This window comes from Mycobacterium hackensackense (assembly GCF_025822555.1).
Classification (GTDB): Bacteria; Actinomycetota; Actinomycetes; order Mycobacteriales; family Mycobacteriaceae; genus Mycobacterium; species Mycobacterium fluoranthenivorans.
On the sequence record NZ_JACKUC010000038.1, the window covers coordinates 280,878 to 305,116 of the forward strand.

Sequence of the window (24,239 nt, forward strand, 5' to 3'; positions counted from 1 at the left end):
CGATGTGGCCGGGCGAATCAGAATCGGCAGAACCGGATATCAGAGGCCAGGATCGCCTTGGCACCGATGGCCGCCAGCCGGTCCATGATCGCGTTGACCTCGCGCCGCGGCACCAGCGCCCGGACCGCGACCCAGTCCGGGTCGGCCAGTGGCGCAATGGTCGGTGACTCCAGACCCGGCGTCACCTCGGTGGCTTGGTCCAGCACAGCGCGCGGGCAGTCGTAGTCCAGCATCAGGTACTGCTGTCCGAACACCACGCCCTGCACGCGGGCGGCCAGCTGATCACGTGCCGGATCCGGTTCGGTGTCGGCGCGTTCGATCAGGATTGCCTCGGAATCACACAGCGACGCACCGAAGGCGACCAGATTGTGCAGGCCCAGTGTGCGCCCGGAACCGACGATATCGGCGATGACATCGGCCACCCCGAGTTGGATGGAGATCTCCACCGCACCGTCGAGGCGGATGACCGTGGCGTCGATCCCCTTGTCGGCGAGGTCTTTACGGACCAGGTTGGGGTAGGCGGTGGCGATCCGCTTGCCCGCCAGCTCCTCGACCGCCCAGTCCCGGCCCTTGGGCGCGGCGTAGCGGAAGGTCGACGACCCGAAGCCGAGCGCCAGCCGTTCGCGCACCGGCGCGTCCGACTCGGCGGCCAGATCCCGGCCGGTGATACCGAGATCGAGCTGTCCCGACCCGACGTAGATGGCGATGTCCTTGGGCCGCAGGAAGAAGAACTCGACATTGTTCGCCGGGTCGACGACGGTGAGGTCCTTGGGATCGGTGCGGCGCCGGTAGCCCGCCTCCGACAGGATCTCGGCGGCCGCTTCACTGAGTGCGCCCTTGTTGGGGACGGCGACGCGAAGCGTGTCCGTCACCGATGAGCCGTTGGCGCGAAGAGTGGTCATCAGAGGTTCCGGTAGACGTCGTCGAGCGTGAGACCGCGGGACAGCATCAGCACCTGGGTCCAGTACAGCAGCTGGCTGATCTCCTCGGCGAGCGCCGCATCGCTCTCGTGCTCGGCGGCCAGCCAGACCTCACCGGCTTCTTCGAGGATCTTCTTGCCGAGTCCATGTACGCCGGCGTCCAACGCGGCCACGGTCCCGCTGCCCGCGGGACGGGTCTGCGCTTTCTCACTGAGCTCGGCGAACAGGCCGTCGAAGGTCTTCACGACCTGCGATTCTTTCATGCGTGCGCCACCCGATTTGCAGGGGTGGCCATGATGGGCACCGTGAAACAGATCATCGTGATGCGCACCGATCTGAACATGCGCAAGGGCAAGATGGTCGCTCAGGGCGCCCACGCGGCGGTTGCCGCGGTGGTGGAGAACCTCGACGACCCGCGTGTCGTCGAGTGGCTGAACAGCCACTTCACCAAGATCTGCGTCGGCGTCGGCAGCGCGGAAGAGCTCTCCGAGGTGATGGCCAGGGCCCGGGCGGCGGGGCTGATCACCCGCGGCATCGTCGACTCCGGCCGCACCGAGTTCGGCGGGGTACCCACCCCCACCTGCGCGGCCATCGGACCGGATACCGCCGAGCGCCTGGACCCGGTCACCGGCGGCCTGCGGTTGTTGTGAGGCTTCGCTAGCCCTTCGCCTCGTGCAACACCTCGCCGTGCATATCCTCCAGGGACACGCCCTTGGTCTCCCGCACCCACCTGAAGACGAACAGGAACGACAGCACCGCGCACAGCCCGTAGAACCCGTAGGCCACGCCCAGGTGGTCGCTGAGCTTCGGGAACGAGACGGTGATCAACCAGTTCGCCGCCCACTGCCCGGCAGCGGCCAAGCCGAGCGCCGCCGCGCGGATGCGGTTCGGGAACATCTCGCCGAGCAGCACCCACACGACCGGGCCCCATGACATGCCGAAGGCGATGACGAACACGTTGGCGGCGACCAGTGCCACCGGTCCGGCCACATCCCCCAGGAACGGCTTGCCCGCCGCGTCCAGCGACGCGGTGCCGAAGATGACCGACATCGTGATCAACGAGACCGCCATGCCCGTCGAACCGATCAACAGCAGCGGTTTGCGTCCGATCTTGTCGACCAGTGCGATCGCGATGAGAGTGGTGACGATGTTGACCACCGAGGTGATCACCGTGATGACGAACGAGTCGCCTTCGGAGAATCCGACGGCCTCCCAGAGCACATTGGAGTAGTAGAAGATCACGTTGATGCCGACGAACTGCTGGAAGATCGACAGGCCCAGACCCACCCACACGATGCCGTAGAGGCTGAGGAAGCCGCCGCCCGGCTTGCGCAGGTCGCGCCAGGACGGCTTGTCCTCGCGTTCCAGCGTCTCCTTGATCCGGTCGATGGTGATCTCGAGGTTCTTCTCGCCCAGCAGCATGCTCAAGACCTTGCGGGCTTCCGGAATCTTATGGCTGGCAACGAGATAACGCGGCGACTCGGGAATGGTGAACGTCAGCAGCCCGTAGACGACGGCGGGCACCATCATGACCAGGAACATCCAGCGCCAGGCATCCAGGCCGAGCCACAAGGTCTCGTTGGCGCCACCGGCGATCTGTGCCAGCACATAGTCGATCGCCAGCGACAGGAAGATGCCGGACACGATGGCGAGCTGTTGCAGCGAACCGAGTCGGCCTCGAATCCGTGGCGGCGACGTCTCGGCGATGTAGGCGGGGGCGATGACCGACGCGATACCGACGGCGATGCCGCCGATGACGCGGAAGACGACCAGGACCCAGACGCTCGGCGCCAGCCCGGTGCCGATGGCGCTGATGAAGAACAGCACGGCGGCGATCTTCATCACCGTGATCCGTCCGATGCGGTCGGCGATCCGGCCGGCGGTCATGGCGCCGACCGCGGCGCCGAGCAGCGCCGAGGCGACCGCATTGCCCAGTGTGAGGCCCTCGATGTTGAAGTCCTGCGAGATGGACGCCACCGCGCCGTTGATGACGGCGCTGTCGTAGCCGAACAGCAGACCGCCCAGGGCCGCCACCGAGGCGATACGCACGGCGCTGGTACCCGAGGTGAACTTCTCGTCACCGAAGACGGACGGGCCGTCTCCCCCTACCGGACCATGAGACATGAAAAGTCCTTCCCCGCGGCATTGCGTGATGGGTGCAACCCTCACCATCGCACAGACCGGACCGGCGTCAGGCCACTTCGGTCGCGAGTCCTGAGTGGATATCGCGCAGGGTGGCCACATCGACGTCGACGAGCGACGAGACCAGATGCCGGCGCGGACTGGTGGGTACCGCAATGTCGTTGGGCACCACCAACACCGGACAGCCCGCCGCTTCGGCGGCTGCCGTTCCGGTGATCGAGTCCTCGACGGCCAGGCAGTGCTCAGCCGGTAGACCCAGCAGGTGCGCGGCCCGCCGGTAGGGGTCGGGTGCGGGTTTGCCACGCGGCACCTCGTCGGCACAGACAGTCACCGAAAAGTAGTGCCTGCCAATGCTGTCCAGCGCCTTCTCGGTGAGGTGACGACGGGTGTTGGTGACCAGGGCCATCGGGATCCCGTCCGCGTGGAGCGCATCCAGGAGTTCGCGAGCACCGTCGCACCAGGGCAGCCCGCCCTCGAACAGTTCGCCCACATACGCGTGCAGCCAGTCGATGGACATCGTGATCGCCGCCGGATCGGGCTCCAGGCCCAGATCGCGGTAGGTGTGCAGCATCACCGATTCGGCCGAGCCGCCGACGGTCGCCTCGCGGGACTCCTCGGTCATCACCCCGCCCATCCGGCCGTACAACGCGTGCATCCCGACATCCCACAGCTTCTCGCTGTCAACCAGGGTGCCGTCCATATCGAACAGGACGGCGCTCAGCACCGCACGCATTCAGTCCTCCGGGTTGTAGCCGAGGTTGGGGGCCAGCCAGCGTTCGGCTTCGGTCAGCGTCCAGCCCTTCCGCTTCGCGTAGTCGGCGACCTGGTCCTGGGCCAGCCGGCCGACCACGAAGTACTGCGACTGCGGGTGGGAGAAGTACCAGCCGCTGACCGCCGCTCCGGGCCACATCGCCATCGACTCGGTCAGCTCGATACCGGTGCGCTCCTTGACATCCATCAGCTCCCAGAGCGTCGCCTTCTCGGTGTGCTCCGGGCAGGCCGGGTAGCCCGGCGCCGGACGGATGCCCCGATACTTCTCGGCGATGAGGTCCTCGTTGTCCAGCTGCTCGTCGGGCTGAAATCCCCAGAACTCCTTGCGGACCCGCTGATGCATCCGTTCGGCGAACGCCTCGGCCAACCGGTCGGCGAGCGATTCCAGCAGGATCGCGCTGTAGTCGTCGTTGGCCGCCTTGAACTCGGCGATCTTCGCACCGCTGCCCAGGCCCGTGGTGACGGCGAACGCGCCGACGTAGTCCGCCAGACCCGTTTCTCTGGGGGCGATGAAGTCCCCCAGGCTCCGGTTCGGGATGCCGTCGCGGTGCTCGCCCTGCTGGCGCAGGTTGTGCAGCGTGGTCAGCACCTCGGTGCGGGTCTCGTCGGTGTAGACCTCGATATCGTCGCCGACGGCGTTGGCCGGGAAGAACCCGATCACCCCGTTGGCCGTCAGCCACTTCTCCTTGATCAGGGTGTCGAGCATCTCCTGGGCGTCGTCGTACAGCTTGCGGGCCGTCTCACCCGAGACCGGGTTGTTCAGGATGTCGGGGAAGCGGCCCTTCATCTCCCAGGCGTTGAAGAACGGCTGCCAGTCGATGTACTCGCGCAACTCGGCGAGGTCGTAGTCGAGAAATTCTCGTACGCCCAGACCCTGGGCGGGCACCGGCGGCGTGTAGCCGTCCCACTCGATCGGCGTGCGATTGGCGCGAGCCTTCTCCAGGGTGAGCATCGGCCGCTCGTTCTTCTGGGCGTGCCGCTCCCGCAGCGACGCGTAGTCCTTCTCGGTGGCCTCCAGCAGCGCCGGACGCTGCTTGTCGTCCAGCAGCGCGGCGGCGACCGGCACCGAACGCGACGCGTCCTTGACCCAGACCACCGGGCCGCTGCGGCGCGGTGCCACCTTCACCGCCGTGTGGGCGCGCGATGTCGTCGCGCCACCGATCAGCAGCGGGATCGCCAGCCCCTCGCGTTCCATCTCGACGGCGAAGTTGACCATCTCGTCCAGGCTCGGGGTGATCAGCCCGGACAGCCCGATGATGTCGGCGTTGTGCTCCTTGGCCGCGGCCAGGATCTTCTCCGCCGGCACCATCACCCCGAGGTCGATCACCTCGAAGTTGTTGCACTGCAGGACGACCCCGACGATGTTCTTGCCGATGTCGTGCACGTCGCCCTTGACGGTCGCCATGATGATGGTGCCGTTGGTGTCCTTGGCCTGGGTAGTTCCGGACTCCGCTTTCTCTGCCTCGATGAACGGCAGCAGATAGGCGACGGCCTTCTTCATCACCCGGGCCGACTTCACCACCTGGGGCAGGAACATCTTGCCCGCGCCGAACAGGTCGCCGACGACGTTCATGCCGTCCATCAGCGGGCCCTCGATCACCTCGATGGGCCGCCCGCCGGCGGCGGCGATCTCGGCCCGCAGTTCCTCGGTGTCGTCGTCGACGTGGGCGTCGATGCCCTTGACCAGGGCGTGCGTGATGCGCTCGCGGACCGGGAGAGATCGCCACTCGGCGGCTTTCGGGTCCTCGGTCTTCTCCGAGGAGTTGAACCGCTCGGCGATCTCCAGGAGCCGCTCGGCGGCGTCCTCGCGACGGTTCAGCACCACGTCCTCGATGCGGTCCCGCAGCTCGGGGTCGATCGAGTCATACGGCACCAGGGCACCGGCGTTGACGATGCCCATGTCCAGGCCGGCCTTGATGGCGTGGAACAGGAAGACCGCGTGGATGGCCTCGCGAACCGGGTTGTTGCCGCGGAACGAGAACGACACGTTGGAGATGCCGCCGGAGATGTGCACCCCGGGCAGGTTCTCCTTGATCCAGGCGCAGGCCTCGATGAAGTCGATGCCGTACGTCGCATGCTCCTCGATACCGGTGGCCAGCGCGAAGCAGTTCGGGTCGAAGATGATGTCCTCGGCCGGGAAGCCGACCTCTTCGGTCAGGATCCGGTAGGCGCGCCCGCAGATCTCCTTGCGGCGCTCCAGGTTGTCGGCCTGACCCTGCTCGTCGAAGGCCATCACGACGACGGCGGCGCCGTACTTGCGGCACAGCCGCGCCTCGCGGATGAACTTCTCCTCGCCCTCCTTCATGGAGATCGAGTTGACGATCGGCTTGCCCTGCACGTTCTTCAGGCCCGCCTCGATGACCTCCCACTTGGAGGAGTCGATCATCACCGGGACGCGGCTGATATCCGGTTCGGCCGCGATCAGCTTGGTGAACCGGTCCATCGCGGCGACGCCGTCGATCATGCCCTCGTCCATGTTGATGTCGATGACCTGCGCACCGACCTCGACCTGCTGCAGAGCCACCGACAGCGCGGTGTCGTAGTCCTCGGCCTTGATCAGGTTGCGGAACCGGGCGGAGCCGGTGATGTTGGTGCGCTCACCGATGTTGACGAACAGCGAGTCGGAGGTGATGTTGAGCGGCTCCAGGCCCGACAGCCGGGTGGCCATCGGGATCTCGGGCAGGGTCCGAGGCGGCTTGCCCTCGACGACCTTGGCGATCTCGGCGATATGGGGCGGCGCCGTTCCGCAGCACCCACCGACGAGGTTGACCAGGCCGGCCTCGGCGAACTCCGCGATATAGCCGGCCTGGGCCTCCGGGGACTCGTCGTACTCACCGAAGGCGTTGGGCAGCCCGGCGTTCGGGTAGCAGGAGACATAGGTGTCGGCGATGCGCGCCACCTCGGCGATGTAGGGCCGCATCTCCGGCGCGCCGAGGGCGCAGTTGAGTCCCACCGCGAGCGGCCTGGCGTGCCGGATCGCGTTCCAGAAGGCTTCGGTGACCTGACCGGACAGCGTCCGCCCGGAGGCATCGGTGATGGTGCCCGAGATGACCAGCGGCCAGCGGCGGCCGCGCTGCTCGAACAGCGTCTCGACGGCGAAGACGGCCGCCTTGGCGTTGAGCGAGTCGAAGATCGTCTCGATGATCAGCAGATCGGACCCGCCATCCACCAGGCCGTTGACGGCTTCGAGGTAGGCGGCGACCAGCTGGTCGTAGGAGACGTTGCGGGCGCCCGGATCGTTGACGTCCGGCGAGATCGACGCCGTGCGCGTCGTCGGGCCGATGGCGCCGGCGACGTAGCGCGGTTTGTCCGGGGTGCTGAACTCGTCGGCGGCCTTGCGGGCCAGGGCGGCACCGGCATAGTTGAGCTCGTAGGCCAGCTCGTGCATGTCGTAGTCGGCCAGCGAGACCGCGTTCGCGTTGAACGTGTTGGTCTCCAGGATGTCGGCACCCGCCTCCAGGTACTCGCGGTGGATTCCCTCGATGATCTGCGGCTGCGTCAGGTTCAGCAGGTCGTTGTTGCCCTGGAGGGCGGTCGGCCACTCGATGAAACGCTCGCCGCGATAGCCGGCCTCGTCCGGCCGGTCCCGCTGGATCGCCGTGCCCATCGCGCCGTCGATCACCATGATCCGCTCGCGCAGCGCAGCCGTCAGCGCCTCGGTGCAGTCCGGGCGGATGTTCGGCGTAAAGGTGTTCGCGTCAGCGCTCACGTGAAGTCCTTCCGTAACGGAAGGCGTCCTTGACTCTGCCGAGCGTGGCGGATACCAGGGGAACCTGGGCCCCTGGATAGCCGTTGCAACGCCTCTCGACCAGAAAAGTCTACGTCGTCACCTGATCGACGTCTGGACGCCCAGCCCGACTTCGAGTCGCTCGGCAATCGCGGCTCCGTGCAGCGACAGCGCGCGGATCTTGTCGGCAGTATCGTCGCCACTTGGTTAACCAGACTGCAACCGAACGTATTTCGCGTCGGCGCCGGCCTCGCGATCGTCGATCTCATCGGGGTTGAGCTCCGCCGCCTGCAACCGGGTGCCCGTGGCGCCGTCATCCACCACGACACGCTGCGCGAGCACCTCGACCAGGTCGGTGTCATCGGAGTGTTCAACACGGGCAGTCACATCAACAGAGTAGTCGGTCTACCCGAACTCAACGGCGGGGCGATGCCGCTCATGCACACCTGGCAGGGCTTACGCTGATGGTGTGACCCCGTCGGATGGCCTGCCCGATTTGCGCAACACCATCATCGTCGCGGCCTTCGAGGGCTGGAACGATGCGGGCGATGCCGCCAGCGATGCCCTGGAACACCTGGATGCGATGTGGGAAGCCGAGACCATCGTCGAGATCGATGATGAGGCCTACTACGACTACCAGGTCAATCGCCCGGTGATCCGTCAGGTCGACGGCGTCACCCGTGAACTGGTGTGGCCCTCGATGCGGATCTCACACTGCCGCCCGCCCGGCAGCGACCGGGATATCGTGCTGATGCACGGGGTGGAGCCGAACATGCGGTGGCGCACCTTCTGCGCCGAGCTGCTGGCGATCGCCGACAAACTCAACGTCGACACCGTCGTGATCCTGGGAGCCCTGCTCGCCGACACCCCGCACACCCGCCCGGTGCCGGTGTCCGGTGCCGCGTACTCGTCCGATTCGGCGAAGTTCTTCGGCCTGGAGGAGACCCGGTACGAGGGCCCCACCGGTATCGCCGGGGTGTTCCAGGACGCGTGTGTGCAGGCCGGTATCCCGGCGGTCACGTTCTGGGCCGCCGTGCCGCACTACGTCTCGCAACCGCCCAATCCGAAGGCCACCGTGGCGCTGCTGCGCCGAGTGGAGGACGTCCTCGACATCGAGGTGCCGCTGGGCGATCTGATCACCCAGTCCGAGGAGTGGGAGCAGGCGGTCACGGAGATGACGGCCGAGGACGAAGAGATCGCCGAGTACGTCCAGTCCCTTGAGGAGCGCGGGGACGCCGAGGTGGACATGAACGAGGCGCTCGGAAAGATCGACGGGGACGCCCTGGCGGCGGAGTTCGAGCGCTACCTGCGCAGACGCGGCCGGTAGCGGCCGACAGACCAGCGCGGGCCCGTCAGTCCTTCTCCAGCGCCTCGGTGCGGGCGCTGAGCGACCGGCCCAGTGCGGCGACCTCGGCATCCAGCTTCGGCAGCAACTGCGGGGTGAGCGCCCCGATCCGCTGTTCGACCACCGCGGTGGTGACGAACGGCCGGATCCAGCGGAACGCCCCCACCCAGTCCGGGCAGTAGATCCGCTTACGGCGGCCCTCGATCCCTTTCACGAACGCCTCGCCGCAGGCTTCCACGGTGGTGGTCCGATTCAGCGGGGTGGGCAGCTTGGACAGCATCTCCCGGAACGCCGACAGGTCCGCCTTGGCGTCCTGCACCAGTGGGGTGTCGATCCAGCTCATGTGGGCCGAGCCGACGTCCACGCCCAGATGCGCGACCTCCAGACGCAGGGTGTTGGCGAAGTACTCGGCGCCGGCCTTGGACGCGTGGTAGGCCGACAGCCCCGGTGACGACGTGAACGCCGCCAGCGAGGACACCACCAGGACGTAGCCGCGTCGATCGATCACCGCGGGCAGCGTGGCCCGCACGGTGTTGAACACCCCGACCACGTTGACCTCGACGACCCGCTTGAAGGCCTCCGGATCGACCTGGAGCACCGATCCGAAGCTCGCGATGCCGGCATTGGCCAGCACGATGTCGATCCCGCCGAACTTCGCCACGGCGGCATCGGCGGCCTGTTGCATGGCGGGCAGGTCCCGCACATCGGCCAGGGCGGTGAGGACGTGGGTGTCGCCGCCGAGTTCGGCGGCCAGCTCGGCCAGTGCGGCCTCATCGAGGTCGGTGAGCACCAGCCGGGCGCCCTTGGCCCGTAACCGGCGGGCAACCTCGGCGCCGATACCGCGGGCGCCCCCGGTGATGAACACGACTTTGCCGCTGAACGAACTCATGCGACCAACGTACCCCGTACCGCCGGTAACGGATCCTAGAGGTCGATACCCAGCAGAGCGTCGGCGATTCCGGCCACCAGACGCGGCGCCCCGGTGTCCGCGCCCCCATAGGTCAGCGCGTCGGTGACCCAACCATCAAGTGCAGCAAGCGCTTTGGGAGTATCAAGATCATCGGCCAGGTACTGGCGCACCCGGGCCAGCAGATCGGTGGCATCGGGTCCGGCCGGCAGTGCGGCCGCCTCCCGCCAGCGGGCCAGCCGGGCAACGGCCTCGTCCAGGACGTCATTGCTCCAGAACCGGTCCGCGCGGTAGTGCCCGGCCAGCAGTCCCAGCCGCACCGCAGCCGGATCGACCCCGTCGGCGCGCAGTCGCGACACCAGCACCAGGTTGCCGCGGCTCTTGCTCATCTTGTGGCCGTCCCAGCCGATCATCCCGGTGTGCACGTAGTGCCGGGCGAATCTGCGCTCCCCCGTGACGGATTCGGCGTGCGCGGCGGAGAACTCGTGGTGCGGGAAGATCAGGTCCGATCCGCCGCCCTGGATGTCGATCCCACTGCCGATGCGATTCAGCGCGATGGCCGCACATTCGATATGCCAGCCGGGTCGCCCCGGCCCGAACGAGGCGGGCCAACTCGGCTCGTCGGGACGCTGCGCGCGCCACAGCAGCGCGTCGAGCGGATCGGCCTTGCCCGCGCGGCCGGGATCCCCGCCGCGTTCGGTGAAGAACCGCAGCATGGTGTCCCGGTCGTAGCCGGACTCGTAGCCGAACTGCGCGGTGGCGTCGGCGCGGAAGTAGATGTCGCGGTACTGCGGATCGTCGACGATGTAGGCCGCGCCGGAGGCCAGGAGCTTCTCCACCAGTTCGACGACCTCGCCGACGGTGTCGGTGGCGGCGACGTAGTCGCGCGGCGGCAGCACCCGCAGCGCGGTCATGTCCTCGCGGAACAGTTGCGTCTCCCGGTCGCCGAGTTCGCGCCAGCCGATACCGTCCCGGGCGGCGCGCTCGAACAGCGGGTCGTCGACATCGGTGATGTTCTGCACGTAGTGCACGCCATGACCGGCATCCAGCCACAGCCGGTGGATGAGATCGAAGGTCAGATAGGTGGCCGCATGGCCCAGATGGGTTGCGTCGTACGGGGTGATACCGCAGACGTACATGGTCGCGGTCTCCCCCGGTGACACCGGCCGCACCTGTTGGTCGGCGGTGTCATAGAGCCGCAGCGGAACGCCCGACCCGGGCAACTTGGGAACGGTCGGCGCCGGCCACGACTGCATGGCGTCGACTCTAAGGTGTGCGGTCAGCGTGCTCTCCCGTCGGCCCGTACTCAACGAATACCGACAACATCGGCGGGCATTCCATTCCCGGATCAGGTCGCGGATCTGATGGTGTCCAGCAGTACCCCGGCCACCTCGGACCGGCACATCAGCAGATCGGGCAGGTAGGGGTCGCGGCGGTTGTACACCAAGGGCGCACCGCCCAGCCGGGTTGCGTGTAGCCCGGCAGCCTGCACCACCCCGGCCGGGGCTGCCGAGTCCCACTCCCACTGACCTCCGGCGTGGATATAGGCGTCCACGTCGCCGCGCACCACCGCCATCGCCTTGGCGCCGGCCGAACCGATCCGCACCAGCTCGACATCGAGGTGGTCGCGGATCCACCACAGCACCGCCGGTGGGCGGTAGGCACTCGCGGTGATCCGGATCGGCCCGTCCGCGCGCGGGGGCGGCGGCGTCACCGTGTCGGTGCGGTAGACCTCACCCACGGCGGGCAGTGCCACCGCCGCGTCGGTGATGGATCCCTGGGCCTCGGTGTCCGATGTCGCCGCCGGAGCGGTTCTGTCGCGCTGCCAGAGCGCGATGTGCACCGCCCAGTCGGCGTGCCCCGGCATCGAGAACTCACGGGTGCCGTCCACCGGGTCGACGATCCACACCCGGTCGGCATGCACCCGGGCCGGATTGTCGGCGGCCTCCTCGGAGAGCACCGCGTCGTCGGGGCGCAGTTCGCGCAGCCGCTTGAGGATCAGCGTGTTGGCCCGTCGGTCCCCCGCGTCGCCGAGATCGTACGGATCGTAGAAACCGATCTCCTCACGCACCGCGAGCAGCAGCCGGCCGGCTTCCGCGGCGACCGTGGCGGCCACCTCGGCGTCGCTCTGTGCGGCAAGATTCACCGGCTCAGTATGTCGTGCCGCCGAAACAGACACCGACGCCACCGTGCGCCTAGAACGCCGGCCACGGGATCGGCCGGTGCCGATCCGGCGTCGGCATCACCGGATCATCAAGTAAGGCAACGATTCTGGCGCGCAGCGCGGCCACCTCGCGACGGGTGATGTGCTCACCGAGTTGTGCACCGAGTTCCTCGTTCACCTGTTCGCCCAACCGCGCGAGCACACCCAGGGTGGCGTCGTCCACCGGCTTGCCCGCCCAGCCCCACAGCACGGTGCGAAGCTTGTCCTCGGAATGCAGACTGACCCCGTGGTCGACCCCGTAGACACCGCCGTCCACGCCGGCCAGGATGTGCCCACCCTTGCGGTCGGCATTGTTGATCACCACGTCGAAAACCGCCATCCGGCGCAACCGCTCGTCATCGGCGTGCACCAGGGTCACCTCGTCACCGGTGTGGTCGTAGGCCTGCAGGATCGGCAGGTAGCCCTGGGGAAGCCGGCCCGCCGGAACCAGGTCGACCAGGTCGGGACCCTCGCTGTGGGCGAGTTCGTCCTCCTCGGACAGCGCGTCTCCGGGTTGGTCGACCCAGCGCTGCACCATCCCCCGACCTGCCGGACCGTCACGAATGATGGTGTAGGGCACCACATTCCAACCGAGCGCCGCGGACACCAGGTAGGCCCCGAACTCTCGGCCGGCCAGGGTGCCGTCCGGGAAGTCCCAGAGCGGGGCCTCCCCGGCGACCGGCTTGTAGACACAGTGCGCCAGGTCGTCGTCGAGCCGGGCCTCGCACAGGAAGGTCGCATTGCTGGCCGACCGGATCCGCCCGATGACGGTCAGTTCCCCCTGCGCGAGAACCCGGTGCGCGCGTTCGTCCTCAGGTGTCGGGGTCATCGTCGGCTCCGCCGAACGCGCCACGCCGGTACCCGTTGGTCCGTACGCAGATGTGTCCCTCGGGGTCCAGCGGCTCATCGCACAGCGGACACGGCGGGCGTCCCGCAGAGATCACCCGGTTGGACCGATTGGCGAACTCCCTGGCCGATTCCGGCGTGAGGAACACCCGCACGGCGTCGGGCCCTTCCTCGGCATCGTCGAGGACCACCGAGGCGTCGAACTCCGTCTCGGACACCGCGAGCAGCTCGACCACCACGGTCTGCGCCTCGGAGTCCCAACCCAAACCCATGGTGCCCACCCGGAACTCGACATCGACGGGTGTGACCAGCGGATTGAGATCGTCCACCACCCCGGTGTCCGGCGGGATCGGGGTGCCGAACCGGCGGTTGATCTCGACCAGCAGGGCCGATATCCGCTCGGCGAGCACCGCCACCTGCTGCTTTTCCAGCATCACCGAGATCACCCGCTTGTCGTGCACCGCCTGCAGGTAGAACGTCCGGTTTCCGGGATGCCCGACGGTCCCGGCCACGAAGCGGTCGGGTGTGCGGAAGACATGAATTGCGCGAGGCATGGCACCTTTCAAAATACCGGTATCGGCCCGGCCTCAGTCGGTGGAGCCGCCGACGACGGCGTCCGTGGCGGGGACGGCGGCCGGCTTGGCGGTCAGCGCCGCGGTCAGTCCGCCGCCCGTGTGGTTGACGTGCAACACGAACGGCCGGCTGTCGGTGTAGCGGATCACGCTCATCGAGGCCGGGTCGGCGGTGATGCGTTGAAAGCTGTCCAGATGGGTGCCCAGGGCGTCGGCCAGCACCGCCTTGATCACGTCGCCGTGTGTGCAGGCCACCCAGAGCACATCGCCGTCATGCTCGGTGGCCAGCCGGCGGTCGTGCTCACGCACCGCGGCGACCGCCCTGGCCTGCACCTGGGCCAGGCCTTCGCCGTCGGGGAACACCGCCGCGCTGGGCTGCTGCTGCACCACCGTCCACAGCGGTTCCTTGAACAGGTCGCCGATCTTGCGGCCCGTCCAGGTGCCGTAGTCGACCTCGGATATCCGCTCGTCCACGGTCGGCTCCAGATCCAGCGCGGCCGCCAGCGGCGCCACCGTGCTGGCGCACCGCAGCAGCGGGGAGCGCACGATCGCCTTGACCGGCAGGGCGCCGATCCGGTCGACCACTCCGGTGGCCTGCTCCCGGCCCAGATCGTCGAGGTCGACGCCCTCGGAGCGGCCGGCCAGGGTGTGCGCGGTGTTGGAGGTGGAGCGTCCGTGCCGCAGCAGGATGACGGTCATGCGGCGATCACACCGGTGCCCAACAGGATCAGCACCGTCACACCCACGATGATCCGGTACCCGACGAACCAGTACATGCTGTGCCGGACCAGGAATCTGAGGAACCACGCGATCGCGGCGTAGCCGATCACGAACGCGATCACGGTGCCGACCAGCAACTGGAGCCCCGTCGCGCTCTGCCCCGCGCCCTCGGGATGGAACGCATCGGGCAGCGAGAACAACCCCGAGGCCAGCACCGCGGGAATGGCGAGCAGGAACCCGAATCGCGCCGCGGCTTCGCGCTTCTGCCCCAGGAACAGCCCCGCGCTGATGGTGACGCCGGACCGGGACACCCCGGGGATCAGAGCCAGCGCCTGGGAGGTGCCCACGATCAGGCTGTCCTTCCAGGTGAACTGCTGGATATCGCGGGTCTGCCTGCCGAAGTGCTCGGCGGCGGCGATCACCGCGGAGAACACCACCAGGGCGGTCGCGATGATCCACAGGTTGCGGATGTCATCGCGGATGTAGTGCTTGAACACCAGGCCGGCGATCCCGATCGGGATGGTGCCCAGGATCACCCACCAGCCCAGCCAGTAGTCGGGGGTGCGTTTGGCGGCGTCGAACAGACCACCGAACCAGGCCTTGAGGATGCGGCCGATATCGCGGGCGAAGTAGATGAGGACCGCGATCTCGGTACCGATCTGGATGACTGCGGTGAACGAGGCGCCGGCGTCTTTTCCGAAGAAGGCCTCGGAGACGATCGCGAGATGCCCGGAGGACGACACGGGCAGGAACTCGGTCAGCCCCTGGACTATCGACAACACGACCACCTGCAGCCACGACACGTCAGTCACGCGGACGACCGTACCGTGGGAGTGCTGTCAGCGTGCTGTGCGAACGACCGGCCCCGCGGCCGCCACGGCGTCGCGCACGGCGGCGGTCAGACTCCGCTCGTCCGAGAGGTCGATGTCGGTGAGGCTGCGGACGGCGGTCGCGACGACGTCCTCCTGCTGCGGGACGGGGCCGCTCAACCTGGGCCGGTAGACCTCGACCACCAGCGACTGACGATCCTGCACCTGGAAGGAAAAGCTGCGACCACCTGCGAGCATGCCGAAACCGCTTGCGTGCACGCCGGTCGAGATGTCCTCGATGGCAAACTCATCGTCAATCAGGAAGTCCGGCACGAGAGCCATAGCGGCACCATACCGCCCTATCGGTGACCGTGTCCGGCCTTGCGGATGTTTGCCCGAAAATTGAAAACGAAACAACTGCTGCCACGCAATGAGGAGTCGAACGGGCCGTTGCATACGAAATCCGCTGCCGTTTCTTCCATCAATGCCGTATTCGCCCTGGTTGTCGCTATTACCGCCGGGTGCTCGAAGAGCCCCGTGGATTCGCCACCACCGACGATCACGCCGGCCACCGCGGCGGTCTCGCCGCCGGTGAGCGGCACTCCGGACGGGGTCGTGCGGCCACTGGGCACCCCGGGTCTGGCCGCCGTGTTCGATGCCCGAACCGCCTCGCTCACGGTGCTCGGCCCGGCCGACCGGCTGACGGTGTTCGGGGCGACGCCCCGCACCGTGGCGCTTCCCGCTCCGGCACACGCGCTGATCGGTGACGGTGCCGGTCATGTCTATCTCGCCGGCAAGGGCGGGTATCAGGACGTGGATGTCGCCACCGGCGCGGTGTCTCGAGTGGATATCGCCGGCCAGGCCGATACCGAGTTCACCGCCATCACCCGGCGCGCCGACGGGCGCGTGGTCCTGGGCAGCGCGGACGGCGCGCTGGTGACGCTGGGCGCCGGGAACTCCGCCGATTCCGTCAGCACGAGCCTGAAGATCTTCGCCCGCGTCGACGGGTTGGTGGCGCAGGGGAACTCGGTGGTGGTGCTCGATCGCGGCCAGACCTCGGTGACCGAGGTGGACGACGACGGCACCAAGGCCGAACAGGCGTTACGCGCCGGGGAGGGTGCCACCACCATCGCCGCCGACCCGGCCGGACGCGTGTTGGTCGCCGATACCCGAGGCGGTGCGCTGTTGGTCTACGGGACCGAGCCGCTGATCCTGCGCCAGGCCTACCCGGTGCACGACGCCCCGTACGGCCTGGCCGGATCCGGCACACTGGCGTGGGTGTCACAGACTGCCACCAACACCGTCGTTGGTTACGATCTGGCCACCGGAATACCTGTGGAGAAGGTGCGCTATCGAACCGTCCAGCAACCCGACCATCTGGCCTACGACGACGCGTCCGGCACCCTGTATGTGGTGTCCGGATCGGGAGCCGGTGTCCAGGTGATCGAGAAAGCTGCCACCCGATGAGCGGCGTCCAACGGGGTCGGATGCCCCTGGGCTGGGCCGGTGAGCTGTCCGACGAGTACGAATGGGTGCCGCTGCGGCTGCCCCCGGACGTGACCCGGTTGTCGGCCTCGATCCGGTTGTCGATCGAGGCCGAATACCGCGGCTGGGAGCTGACCCGCGTGCGGCTCTACACCGACGGCAGCAGGCGGGTGCTGCTGCGCCGCAAGAAAACCGCTCTCGGGGATCAGCCGGCGCTGTGATCTACACCTTGTTGCGCCGGATGTTCTTTCTCGTCGATCCGGAACGTATCCACACCTTCGTGTTCGCCGTCCTGCGGGCGGCCACCTACTTCGGCGTGAGCCGCAAGGCGCTGTCCCGCCGGCTCACCCCGAGTGACCCGATCCTGGCCAGCACGGTGCTCGGGGTGCATTTCCCCGGGCCGCTGGGCCTGGCCGCCGGGTTCGACAAGGACGGCCACGGACTGCGGGTGTGGGGCCCGCTGGGCTTCGGCTACGCCGAGGTCGGCACGGTGACGGCCCAGGCCCAGCCCGGCAATCCGCGGCCCCGGCTGTTCCGCCTGCCCGAGGACCGGGCGCTGCTCAACAGGATGGGGTTCAACAACGACGGGGCCGCCCGGCTGGCGCTTCAGCTGGCCCGACACACCCCCGATGTACCGATCGCGGTGAACATCGGCAAGACAAAGGTGACCCCGCCCGAGCGCGCGGTCGAGGACTACGCCGAGAGCGCTCGCCTGGTGGGCCCGCTGGCGGCGTACCTGGTGGTCAACGTCAGCTCCCCCAACACGCCGGGTCTGCGCGATCTGCAGGCGGTGTCGGCCCTGCGTCCGATCCTGGCCGCGGTCCGGGCCGCCACCTCGACACCGGTGCTGGTCAAGATCGCCCCTGACCTGTCCGATTCCGATATCGACGAGATCGCGGATCTGGCGGTCGAATTGGGTTTGGCGGGCATCGTGGCCACCAACACCACGATCTCCCGGGACGGGCTGCACACACCCGGTGTCGCCGAACTGGGCGCGGGCGGCGTCTCGGGTGCGCCGGTCAAGGACCGGTCCCTGGAGGTGCTGCGCCGGCTGTACGCCCGGGTGGGTGACCGCCTGGTGCTGATCAGCGTCGGCGGCATCGAGACCGCCGACGACGCCTGGGAGCGCATCGTGTCCGGGGCCTCGCTGTTGCAGGGCTACACCGGGTTCATCTACGGCGGCGGGCTGTGGGCCAAGCACATCCACGACGGGATCGCCGAGCGCCTGCGCGCCGGCGGGTTTTCGTCCCTGTCCGATGCGGTCGGCTCGGCGACCCGGTAGCGGCTAGTTCTGCTCGTAGGTGCCGTAGATGACGGCGCGGGCGATGGCCTTGCCGAACAGGTTGAAGCCGAGGTAGGCCGGGGTGGCCCCGTCGGGCAGCTCGAGGCTCTCGACCGGCAGCGCGTGCACGGCGATGTAGTAGCGGTGCGGACCGTGCCCGGCCGGCGGGGCCGCGCCGATGAAGCGCTTGAGGCCGGCGTCGTTGGCCAGCGTGACGGCGCCACCGGGCAGCGGGTCGCCGTTGCCGGCATCCGCGGGCAGCGAGGTGACGCTCGCCGGCAGGTCGGCGACCGCCCAGTGCCAGAACCCGGATGCGGTGGGCGCGTCGGGGTCATAGACCGTCACCGCGAAGCTGCGGGTCTCCTCGGGGAAACCGGACCAGCTCAGCTGCGGCGACACATCCGCACCGCCGGCGCCCATGATTCCGCTAACCTGCTGATTGTTCAGTGGCTGCCCGTCGCTCACCGACTCGGAGGTCAGGGTGAACGTCGGGAGCTTCGGCAGGTTGTCATACGGCGAATTGCTCATCACGGCCTTTCAGCAGTTGGTAAGAAACTGGTGCAGGACTCTCGCCCCGAACTGTAGTGCGTCCACGGGTACCCGTTCGTCGACACCGTGGAACAGCGCGGGGAAATCCAGATCGGGCGGCAGCCGCAGCGGCGCGAAGCCGAAACAGCGAATACCCAAGCGGGAGAAAGCCTTCGCGTCGGTCCCTCCGGACATCATGTAGGGCACGGTGCGGGCACCCGGATCTGCCGCCAGCAGGGCGGCGTTCATCGCATCGACCAGGTCGCCGTCGAAGGTGGTCTCCACCGAGGGAAGGTCGCGTTCCCAGGTCCGGGTGACGTTCGGCCCGATCAGCTCGTCGATCTCCCGCTCGAAGGCCTCCTTGCGGCCGGGCAGGACCCGGCAGTCCACCATGGCCTCGGCCGTGGCGGGGATGACGTTGGCTTTGTAGCCGGCCTTGAGCATGGTCGGGTTGGCCATGTCGCGCAGCGTGGCGCCGACGATGCGGGCGATCCCGCCGAGCTTGGCGATGGTGCCGTCGAGATCCGGCGAGTCGAGATCGAACTCATAGCCGGTTTCCTCGGACACCGCGGCGAGGAACTCCGCCACCGACGGCGCGAGCACGATCGGGAACTCGTGCTTGCCGAGCCGGGCCACGGCTTCGGCGATGGTGGTGACGGCGTTGTCCTCGTGCACCATCGAGCCGTGCCCGGCGCGCCCGCGGGCTTCCAGACGCATCCAGGACAGCCCCTTCTCGGCCGTCTCGATGAGGTACAGCCGCTTCTCGCCGCCGTCCCTGGTGGGCACCGTCAGCGAGAACCCGCCGACCTCCCCGATCGCCTCGGTGATGCCCTCGAACAGATCCGGTCGGTGGTCGACCAGCCACTGGCAGCCGTAGGTGCCGCCGTGCTCCTCGTCGGAGACGAATGCGAACACCAGATCCCGGGGCGGGACGATGCCCTCGCGCTTGAGATGCCGGGCGACGGCCAGCGTCATCCCGACCATGTCCTTCATGTCGACCGCGCCGCGGCCCCACACGTAACCGTTCTCGACGGCCCCGGAGAACGGGTGCACGCTCCAGTCGGCCGGCTCGGCCGGCACCACGTCGAGATGGCCGTGGATCAGCAGCGCCCCGCGGCTGCGGTCGCGGCCGGGCAGCCGGGCGAACACGTTCCCGCGCCCCGGTGCGCCCGCTTCGATGTACTCGGTCTCGTAGCCCACTTCCTCGAGTTGGGCGGCCACCCAGTGCGCGCACTCGGCCTCGCCCTTGGTGGTGTCCGGATCACCGGTATTGGAGGTGTCGAACCTGATGAGGCTGCTGACGAGATCGACCACTTCGTCTTCGGGTCTTGTCACGTCCCCTTTCCTACCACCTGACGCGGCACTCGGTTTGGGCCAACCCGGGGGCATCCGTTAGCCTTAAGCGCCCCACACGATGAGGTGGGCTGGTCCGAGTGGCGGAATGGCAGACGCGCTAGCTTGAGGTGCTAGTGCCCTATTAACGGGCGTGGGGGTTCAAGTCCCCCCTCGGACACAACGAAAGATCGATTCGAGCGGCGAAGCCGCTCTCACACAGAGAAGTACCTGACCGGCATCATTGCCGGCCAGGTACCGCCCGGTCTGTCGTTATCCGACGTCTCCACGGTGCACGTTCACGCACGCCCGCTTCTTGCCCCAGATGGTGCGCACGGTGAAGCACACCTTCTTCGGCCGGCCGAACACTGTTGTCTTCTCGACGGTGCCCTCGGTGCCTTCGGGCACGGCCGGCACATCCATCTCCTCGATCTGCCGGCAGGCGGTGACGACGTCGCCTTGATGCCAACTCATCGGTATATCTCCCCTTCCCCGATCCGCCCTCGCGGTCCGGGCATAGATCACTGTTACGTGGAAGTAACAATCACGGCGCGGGATTTATTCGCCTGCCGAGGTGTCTATTGGGTTGGGGCCGTTCAGTACACGTCTCGGACATAGCGCTTGTCGGCGACCAGCTCACGTTTGTAGTCGTGGGCCTGCTCGTCGGACAGCCCGCCGTGCCGCTTGATGATGGTCGTCAGTGCCGCGTCGACATCCTTGGCCATGTGTGCGGCGTCACCGCACACGTAGAAATGGGCGCCGTCCTCCATCCACCGCCACAGTTCGGCACCGGCGTCGAGCATCTTGTGCTGCACATAGATCCGCGCGGCCTGGTCCCGGGAGAACGCCAGGTCCAGGTGGTTGAGCAGACCGTCGGCGACCATGTGCTCCAGATCGTCACGGTAGTAGAAGTTTTCGGAGCGATGCTGGTCTCCGAAGAACAACCAGTTGCGGCCGGTGTGACCGAGCGCACGCCGCTCCTGCAGGAAGCCCCGGAACGGCGCGATCCCGGTACCCGGGCCGACCATGATCATCGGTGTCTGCGACTCTGCAGGCGGCCGGAAGTTGGGCGAACGCTGGATGAAGACGGGCGCGGAGTGTGCACGGTCGGCCAGATAGGTCGACGCGACACCGTGCCGTGGTGTTCCGCGCGCACTCTGGTACCGCACGACGGACACCGTCAACTGGACCTCGGTGGGGCTGACCAGGGGGCTCGAACAGATCGAGTACTGCCGCGGGGTGAGCCGGACCAGGGCGTCGAGCCACTCGTGCGCCTCGGCGTCGACCCTGAACTCCTCGACGATGTCGAGGCCGTTGCACCCGCCGAGCCACCTGTCGAGTTCCTCCTTGGGCCCGCGCAGCCGTCTGGCTGCCTTGGGCAGGCGTTCGGCGACGAAGCGCAGCAGGTTGGGGGTGATGCGACAGATGTCGTAGGAGGATGTCAGCGCACTGCGCAGGTCGGTGTCGGCGCCGTCGACCTCCACGATCTCACTGCCGGTCAGCCCGGTGCAGGCGAGCCAGGACGCCACCGCCGCATCGGAATTGGTGACGAACACGCCCAGGGAGTCCCCCGCCGCGTAGCTCGTACCGTGTTCGGCGACATGTTCGGAGATGTCGAAGCCGAACTGGCGCACCTCTTTTCGTGCCGACTCCGGGGTGAGCCGGATATTGCGGCTCAGCGGCGCGAGCAACGGTGCGTTCCGGCTGAGCGGCACCGGCCCGGTGCCGGATATGGTCGTGGTCGTGGTCAGCACGGGGGTGCTCGGCGCCGGCGGCGTATCCGCCCCGACGATGCCGGCGACCTGCTCGGCCCAGGCCTTCATCGGGGCGTCGTCGTACGCCTCACATTCGACGCGGTCGAGCACCCGGGTGGCACCGAGCGCGGCCAGTCGGGCATCGAGCGTCTTGGCGTGCCCGCAGAAGTTGTCATAGGCCCGGTCCCCGATACCCAGCACCGCGTAGCGCAGCCCCGGCAGTGCGGGCGCGTCGGCCGAGTCCAGGCGCTGCCAGAAGTCGGCCCCGTTATCCGGCGGGCCGCCGTCACCGAAGGTACTTGTCACGATCAGGATTTCGCCGGCCGTCGCCAGTTCGTCGAGCGTGACATCGTTCATCGTCACCAACCGTGCACCGGTGAGCCGGCCGGCCACCTGTGCCGCGAACTCCTCCGCGGTGCCGGTCTGCGACGCCCACAACACCAGCGGGCCCGGTGTCACGGCCTCCAGCACAGCGGTATCGCCCACCGCTGCGCCGGTCCGGGAGTACATGCCGGCGAGCAGACCGTCGATCCACAATCGCGCCGCGGGGCGCACGGGTGCGGTTCCGGGCAGTACCGGCGTCCCGGTGGGGCCGGCGCTCAGACCGCTGAGAAATCCTGCGACGTAGACCTTTTCGTCGTCGGTGAGGTCCACGGCGACACCGTGCAGTCCCAGTGCCTCTGCCAGCGGGTGGCTCGTCGCGGTGGGCAGCACCGGCGCGACAGGGCGCAGCGCCACCGCACACACCTTGAGTTCGGGCTGCAGCGAGTCGGCGTCCACCGCGTCGTTGGTGAGAGCGTTGATGGTCAGATGTTCGCCGTGCTCGTCGTTCCAGTGGAACGGCACCCACACGCTGCCCGGCTGGACCCGGTCGGTGATCACCGGCGGCAGCACCGCCCGCCCGCGACGCGAGGTCAACTCCACCTGGCAGTGCTCGGTGATGCCCTGCGCGGCCGCGTCATCGGGGTGGATCTCCACGAAGGGCGCGCCGTTGAGCTTGTTCAATTTGGCGACCCGGCCGGTCTTGGTCATGGTGTGCCACTGGTGTTGCAGACGTCCGGTGTTGAGCACCATGGGGTAGTCGTCGTCGGGCAACTCCCGGGCGTCCATATGCGGCCGCGCGAAGAACACCGCCTTGCGCGACGGCGTCGCGAAGGCCAGCCGGGGCCGGTTCCCGGCGCCGTCGACGAACAGGGTCTGGGACACACCGTCATTCAAATACCGGATGGGATGGCGGTCCTCGGCGTCCTCCGGCGGGCACGGCCATTGCAGCGGCGTCTCGCGCAGCCGCTCGTAGCTGGCACCGCGCAGGTCATAACCGGTACGCGGATTGGCGAACCGGCGGATCTCGTCGAAGATGTCCGAGCTGGACTTGTAGTCGAAATCGTCACCGAAACCCAGGGATCCGGCCACCGCGCAGATCAGCTCCCAGTCCGGGCGGGCGTCGCCCAGCGGCGGGACCGACTGCTGTAACAAGGTCAGGTTGCGTTCGGAGTTGATCATCACGGCATCGGACTCGGCCCACAGGGCAGCCGGAAGCACGATATCGGCGTACCTGTTGGTGGCGGTGTCGTGATACGGATCCTGGGTGATCACGAGTTCGGCGGTCTCCAGGCCGGTGATCACCGTGCTGCGGTTGGGCACCGAGGCGATGGGATTGGTGCAGATGATCCAGCAGGCCTTGATATCCCCCGCGGCGGCCTGCTCGAACATCGCGACCGTGCCCGGTCCGACATCGGTGCGGATGGTGCCGGGCTCCAGTCCCCATTGCTCCTCGCAGAACGCACGGTCCTCGGCCGACAGCACGGAGCGCTGGCCCGGCAGACCCGGTCCCATGTAGCCCATTTCGCGACCGCCCATGGCATTGGGCTGGCCGGTGAGCGACATGGGGCCGCTGCCGGGACGGCAGATGGCACCGGTGGCCAGGTGCAGATTGCAGATCGCGTTGGTGTTCCAGGTGCCGTGTGTGCTCTGGTTCAGGCCCATGGTCCAGCAGGTCATCCACTCGCCGGCCTCGGCGATCATGGTTGCGGCCGTGCGGATGTCGGCCTCCGGGATACCGGTGATCGCGGCGACCCGGGCGGGTGGGTAGTCGGCGAGGAACGCCGGCATGTCCGCCCAGCCCTGGGTGTGTTCGGCGATGAACTGCTCGTCGATATCGCCGTTGTCGACGAGTAGGTGCAGTAACCCGTTGAGCAGCGCGAGATCCGTGCCGGGATTGATCTGCAGGTACAGGTCGGCCTTGTCGGCGGTGGCGGTGCGCCGGGGGTCGACCACGATGAGCTTGGCGCCGGCCTTGATCCGGTCGGCCATCCGCAGGAACAGGATGGGATGGCAGTCGGCCATGTTCGCGCCGATGACGAAGAACAGGTCGGCGTGGTCGAAGTCGGTGTAGGAACCGGGCGGCCCGTCGGCTCCCAGGGACTGTTTGTAACCTGTGCCCGCGCTGGCCATGCACAGGCGCGAATTCGACTCGATGTGCACGGTGCGCAGGTAGCCCTTGGCCAGTTTGGTGGCCAGGTACTGGGCTTCGATGGACATCTGGCCCGAGACGTAGAGCGCCACCGCATCGGGGCCGTGCTCGTCGATGATGGCGCGCAGCCGGCGGCCGGCCTCGGCGACGGCCTCGTCGACCGGGGTGGAGACAGCCTCGGCGCTGCGTTCGGCGCGCACCAGCGCCGCGGTCAGCCGGCCGTCCGTGGCGGCCATCAACTCGGCGTGGGTAGCGCCCTTGGTGCACAGCCTGCCGAAGTTGGTCGGATGCAGTTTGTCCCCGTTGACCTGGGCGATCACCGGGAGCCCGCTGACCGGGTCGGCTTTGGTGGTGACTTCGATGCCGCAGCCGACCCCGCAATACGAGCACGCGGTCCGCGTTTTCACCGACATGTGCACATCG

General features: G+C 67.9%; 23 protein-coding genes and 1 tRNA gene. 6 read left to right on the plus strand and 18 right to left on the minus strand.

The window, feature by feature from the left end; translation table 11 throughout:
• Window positions 1–17: 17 nt before the first annotated feature.
• The gene (gene hisG, locus H7J86_RS30090; RefSeq protein WP_267295456.1) at window positions 18–902 is read right to left on the minus strand and encodes an ATP phosphoribosyltransferase; all 885 of its coding nucleotides are present in this window, start codon (window positions 900–902) and stop codon (window positions 18–20) included.
• Window positions 902–1,183, minus strand: coding sequence for a phosphoribosyl-ATP diphosphatase (locus H7J86_RS30095; protein WP_090357793.1), 282 nt, complete (start codon window positions 1,181–1,183; stop codon window positions 902–904). The genes hisG and H7J86_RS30095 overlap by 1 nt, the downstream gene beginning before the upstream one ends.
• Window positions 1,184–1,216: 33 nt before the next feature.
• On the opposite strand from H7J86_RS30095, the gene pth2 reads away from it, so the two are divergent.
• Window positions 1,217–1,570, plus strand: coding sequence for an aminoacyl-tRNA hydrolase (gene pth2 / locus H7J86_RS30100; protein WP_267295458.1), 354 nt, complete (start codon window positions 1,217–1,219; stop codon window positions 1,568–1,570).
• Window positions 1,571–1,577: 7 nt separating this feature from the next.
• Here pth2 and H7J86_RS30105 read toward each other — a convergent pair whose 3' ends face one another.
• The 4 genes from H7J86_RS30105 to H7J86_RS30120 all read right to left on the minus strand — a co-directional run bounded on the left by H7J86_RS30105 (window position 1,578) and on the right by H7J86_RS30120 (window position 7,947).
• Window positions 1,578–3,044 carry a sugar porter family MFS transporter gene (locus tag H7J86_RS30105; RefSeq protein WP_090357795.1) on the minus strand — a complete coding sequence of 489 codons (1,467 nt, stop codon included), beginning with the start codon at window positions 3,042–3,044 and terminating at the stop codon, window positions 1,578–1,580.
• A 67-nt stretch (window positions 3,045–3,111) separates the two neighbouring features.
• Complete coding sequence (locus H7J86_RS30110; RefSeq protein WP_090358215.1) at window positions 3,112–3,783, minus strand: HAD family hydrolase; 672 nt, start codon at window positions 3,781–3,783, stop codon at window positions 3,112–3,114.
• 12 nt (window positions 3,784–3,795) lie between these two features.
• Window positions 3,796–7,458: a methionine synthase gene (metH, locus tag H7J86_RS30115; protein ID WP_267295780.1), complete on the minus strand. Its 3,663-nt coding sequence runs from the start codon at window positions 7,456–7,458 to the stop codon at window positions 3,796–3,798.
• Between the two features lie 309 nt (window positions 7,459–7,767).
• A complete protein-coding gene (locus H7J86_RS30120; protein ID WP_267295460.1) occupies window positions 7,768–7,947 on the minus strand; it encodes a hypothetical protein in 180 nt (59 codons plus the stop codon).
• Between the two features lie 82 nt (window positions 7,948–8,029).
• Here H7J86_RS30120 and H7J86_RS30125 point away from each other — a divergent pair, with 82 nt between their 5' ends.
• Complete coding sequence (locus H7J86_RS30125; RefSeq protein ID WP_090357800.1) at window positions 8,030–8,887, plus strand: PAC2 family protein; 858 nt, start codon at window positions 8,030–8,032, stop codon at window positions 8,885–8,887.
• Between the two features lie 25 nt (window positions 8,888–8,912).
• Here the strand turns inward: H7J86_RS30125 and H7J86_RS30130 are convergent, their stop codons facing one another.
• From H7J86_RS30130 to H7J86_RS30165, 8 genes are all read right to left on the minus strand, one after another.
• The gene (locus H7J86_RS30130) at window positions 8,913–9,794 is read right to left on the minus strand and encodes an SDR family oxidoreductase (RefSeq protein WP_267295462.1); all 882 of its coding nucleotides are present in this window, start codon (window positions 9,792–9,794) and stop codon (window positions 8,913–8,915) included.
• Window positions 9,795–9,829: 35 nt separating this feature from the next.
• Window positions 9,830–11,068, minus strand: a complete 1,239-nt coding sequence (gene mshC, locus H7J86_RS30135; protein ID WP_267295464.1) for a cysteine--1-D-myo-inosityl 2-amino-2-deoxy-alpha-D-glucopyranoside ligase — start codon at window positions 11,066–11,068, stop codon at window positions 9,830–9,832.
• 92 nt (window positions 11,069–11,160) lie between these two features.
• The gene (locus H7J86_RS30140; protein WP_267295466.1) at window positions 11,161–11,958 is read right to left on the minus strand and encodes a 3'(2'),5'-bisphosphate nucleotidase CysQ; all 798 of its coding nucleotides are present in this window, start codon (window positions 11,956–11,958) and stop codon (window positions 11,161–11,163) included.
• Between the two features lie 49 nt (window positions 11,959–12,007).
• Window positions 12,008–12,844, minus strand: coding sequence for an SCO1664 family protein (locus tag H7J86_RS30145; protein ID WP_267295468.1), 837 nt, complete (start codon window positions 12,842–12,844; stop codon window positions 12,008–12,010).
• Complete coding sequence (locus tag H7J86_RS30150; RefSeq protein WP_167159525.1) at window positions 12,828–13,415, minus strand: DUF3090 domain-containing protein; 588 nt, start codon at window positions 13,413–13,415, stop codon at window positions 12,828–12,830. Before H7J86_RS30150 ends, H7J86_RS30145 begins: the two co-directional genes overlap by 17 nt.
• A 33-nt stretch (window positions 13,416–13,448) precedes the next feature.
• Window positions 13,449–14,132 carry a histidine phosphatase family protein gene (locus H7J86_RS30155; RefSeq protein ID WP_090357809.1) on the minus strand — a complete coding sequence of 228 codons (684 nt, stop codon included), beginning with the start codon at window positions 14,130–14,132 and terminating at the stop codon, window positions 13,449–13,451.
• Window positions 14,129–14,956: an undecaprenyl-diphosphate phosphatase gene (locus tag H7J86_RS30160; RefSeq protein WP_090357811.1), complete on the minus strand. Its 828-nt coding sequence runs from the start codon at window positions 14,954–14,956 to the stop codon at window positions 14,129–14,131. The genes H7J86_RS30155 and H7J86_RS30160 overlap by 4 nt, the downstream gene beginning before the upstream one ends.
• A gap of 36 nt (window positions 14,957–14,992) precedes the next feature.
• Window positions 14,993–15,304, minus strand: coding sequence for a hypothetical protein (locus tag H7J86_RS30165; protein ID WP_267295470.1), 312 nt, complete (start codon window positions 15,302–15,304; stop codon window positions 14,993–14,995).
• 108 nt (window positions 15,305–15,412) lie between these two features.
• On the opposite strand from H7J86_RS30165, the gene H7J86_RS30170 reads away from it, so the two are divergent.
• From H7J86_RS30170 to H7J86_RS30180, 3 genes are read left to right on the plus strand one after another with little or no spacing between them, the layout of a single operon-like run.
• Entirely contained in the window at window positions 15,413–16,429 is a 1,017-nt protein-coding gene (locus H7J86_RS30170) for a YncE family protein (RefSeq protein ID WP_267295471.1), read from the plus strand.
• Entirely contained in the window at window positions 16,426–16,668 is a 243-nt protein-coding gene (locus H7J86_RS30175; protein ID WP_090357815.1) for a DUF5703 family protein, read from the plus strand. Before H7J86_RS30170 ends, H7J86_RS30175 begins: the two co-directional genes overlap by 4 nt.
• Entirely contained in the window at window positions 16,668–17,729 is a 1,062-nt protein-coding gene (locus tag H7J86_RS30180; RefSeq protein ID WP_372517360.1) for a quinone-dependent dihydroorotate dehydrogenase, read from the plus strand. The genes H7J86_RS30175 and H7J86_RS30180 overlap by 1 nt, the downstream gene beginning before the upstream one ends.
• A 3-nt stretch (window positions 17,730–17,732) precedes the next feature.
• On the opposite strand, the gene H7J86_RS30185 is transcribed toward H7J86_RS30180, so the two are convergent.
• On the minus strand, window positions 17,733–18,257 hold the full coding sequence (locus H7J86_RS30185) for a YbhB/YbcL family Raf kinase inhibitor-like protein (protein ID WP_090357818.1): 525 nt from the start codon (window positions 18,255–18,257) through the stop codon (window positions 17,733–17,735).
• Between the two features lie 9 nt (window positions 18,258–18,266).
• Window positions 18,267–19,646, minus strand: a complete 1,380-nt coding sequence (locus tag H7J86_RS30190) for a M20/M25/M40 family metallo-hydrolase (protein ID WP_267295473.1) — start codon at window positions 19,644–19,646, stop codon at window positions 18,267–18,269.
• Window positions 19,647–19,684: 38 nt separating this feature from the next.
• On the opposite strand from H7J86_RS30190, the gene H7J86_RS30195 reads away from it, so the two are divergent.
• Window positions 19,685–19,770 (plus strand) — tRNA-Leu (locus tag H7J86_RS30195).
• A 92-nt stretch (window positions 19,771–19,862) separates the two neighbouring features.
• Here H7J86_RS30195 and H7J86_RS30200 read toward each other — a convergent pair.
• Together H7J86_RS30200 and H7J86_RS30205 are read right to left on the minus strand one after the other, a co-directional pair.
• A complete protein-coding gene (locus H7J86_RS30200; protein ID WP_167159509.1) occupies window positions 19,863–20,063 on the minus strand; it encodes a hypothetical protein in 201 nt (66 codons plus the stop codon).
• Window positions 20,064–20,185: 122 nt separating this feature from the next.
• Window positions 20,186–24,229 carry a bifunctional nitrate reductase/sulfite reductase flavoprotein subunit alpha gene (locus H7J86_RS30205; RefSeq protein ID WP_267295475.1) on the minus strand — a complete coding sequence of 1,348 codons (4,044 nt, stop codon included), beginning with the start codon at window positions 24,227–24,229 and terminating at the stop codon, window positions 20,186–20,188.
• Between the last annotated feature and the right edge of the window lie 10 nt (window positions 24,230–24,239).

What these genes read in the sequence shown, in the direction of transcription:
- hisG (WP_267295456.1), bottom strand. Translation starts at nt 902, where the DNA reads ATGACCACTCTTCGCGCCAACGGCTCATCGGTGACGGACACGCTTCGC.
- H7J86_RS30095 (WP_090357793.1), bottom strand. Translation starts at nt 1,183, where the DNA reads ATGAAAGAATCGCAGGTCGTGAAGACCTTCGACGGCCTGTTCGCCGAG.
- pth2 (WP_267295458.1), top strand. Translation starts at nt 1,217, where the DNA reads ATGGGCACCGTGAAACAGATCATCGTGATGCGCACCGATCTGAACATG.
- H7J86_RS30105 (WP_090357795.1), bottom strand. Translation starts at nt 3,044, where the DNA reads ATGTCTCATGGTCCGGTAGGGGGAGACGGCCCGTCCGTCTTCGGTGAC.
- metH (WP_267295780.1), bottom strand. Translation starts at nt 7,458, where the DNA reads ATGGTGATCGACGGCGCGATGGGCACGGCGATCCAGCGGGACCGGCCG.
- H7J86_RS30130 (WP_267295462.1), bottom strand. Translation starts at nt 9,794, where the DNA reads ATGAGTTCGTTCAGCGGCAAAGTCGTGTTCATCACCGGGGGCGCCCGC.
- mshC (WP_267295464.1), bottom strand. Translation starts at nt 11,068, where the DNA reads ATGCAGTCGTGGCCGGCGCCGACCGTTCCCAAGTTGCCCGGGTCGGGC.
- H7J86_RS30145 (WP_267295468.1), bottom strand. Translation starts at nt 12,844, where the DNA reads ATGACCCCGACACCTGAGGACGAACGCGCGCACCGGGTTCTCGCGCAG.
- H7J86_RS30150 (WP_167159525.1), bottom strand. Translation starts at nt 13,415, where the DNA reads ATGCCTCGCGCAATTCATGTCTTCCGCACACCCGACCGCTTCGTGGCC.
- H7J86_RS30155 (WP_090357809.1), bottom strand. Translation starts at nt 14,132, where the DNA reads ATGACCGTCATCCTGCTGCGGCACGGACGCTCCACCTCCAACACCGCG.
- H7J86_RS30165 (WP_267295470.1), bottom strand. Translation starts at nt 15,304, where the DNA reads ATGGCTCTCGTGCCGGACTTCCTGATTGACGATGAGTTTGCCATCGAG.
- H7J86_RS30175 (WP_090357815.1), top strand. Translation starts at nt 16,426, where the DNA reads ATGAGCGGCGTCCAACGGGGTCGGATGCCCCTGGGCTGGGCCGGTGAG.
- H7J86_RS30185 (WP_090357818.1), bottom strand. Translation starts at nt 18,257, where the DNA reads ATGAGCAATTCGCCGTATGACAACCTGCCGAAGCTCCCGACGTTCACC.
- H7J86_RS30190 (WP_267295473.1), bottom strand. Translation starts at nt 19,646, where the DNA reads ATGCCCCCGGGTTGGCCCAAACCGAGTGCCGCGTCAGGTGGTAGGAAA.
- H7J86_RS30200 (WP_167159509.1), bottom strand. Translation starts at nt 20,063, where the DNA reads ATGAGTTGGCATCAAGGCGACGTCGTCACCGCCTGCCGGCAGATCGAG.
- H7J86_RS30205 (WP_267295475.1), bottom strand. Translation starts at nt 24,229, where the DNA reads ATGTCGGTGAAAACGCGGACCGCGTGCTCGTATTGCGGGGTCGGCTGC.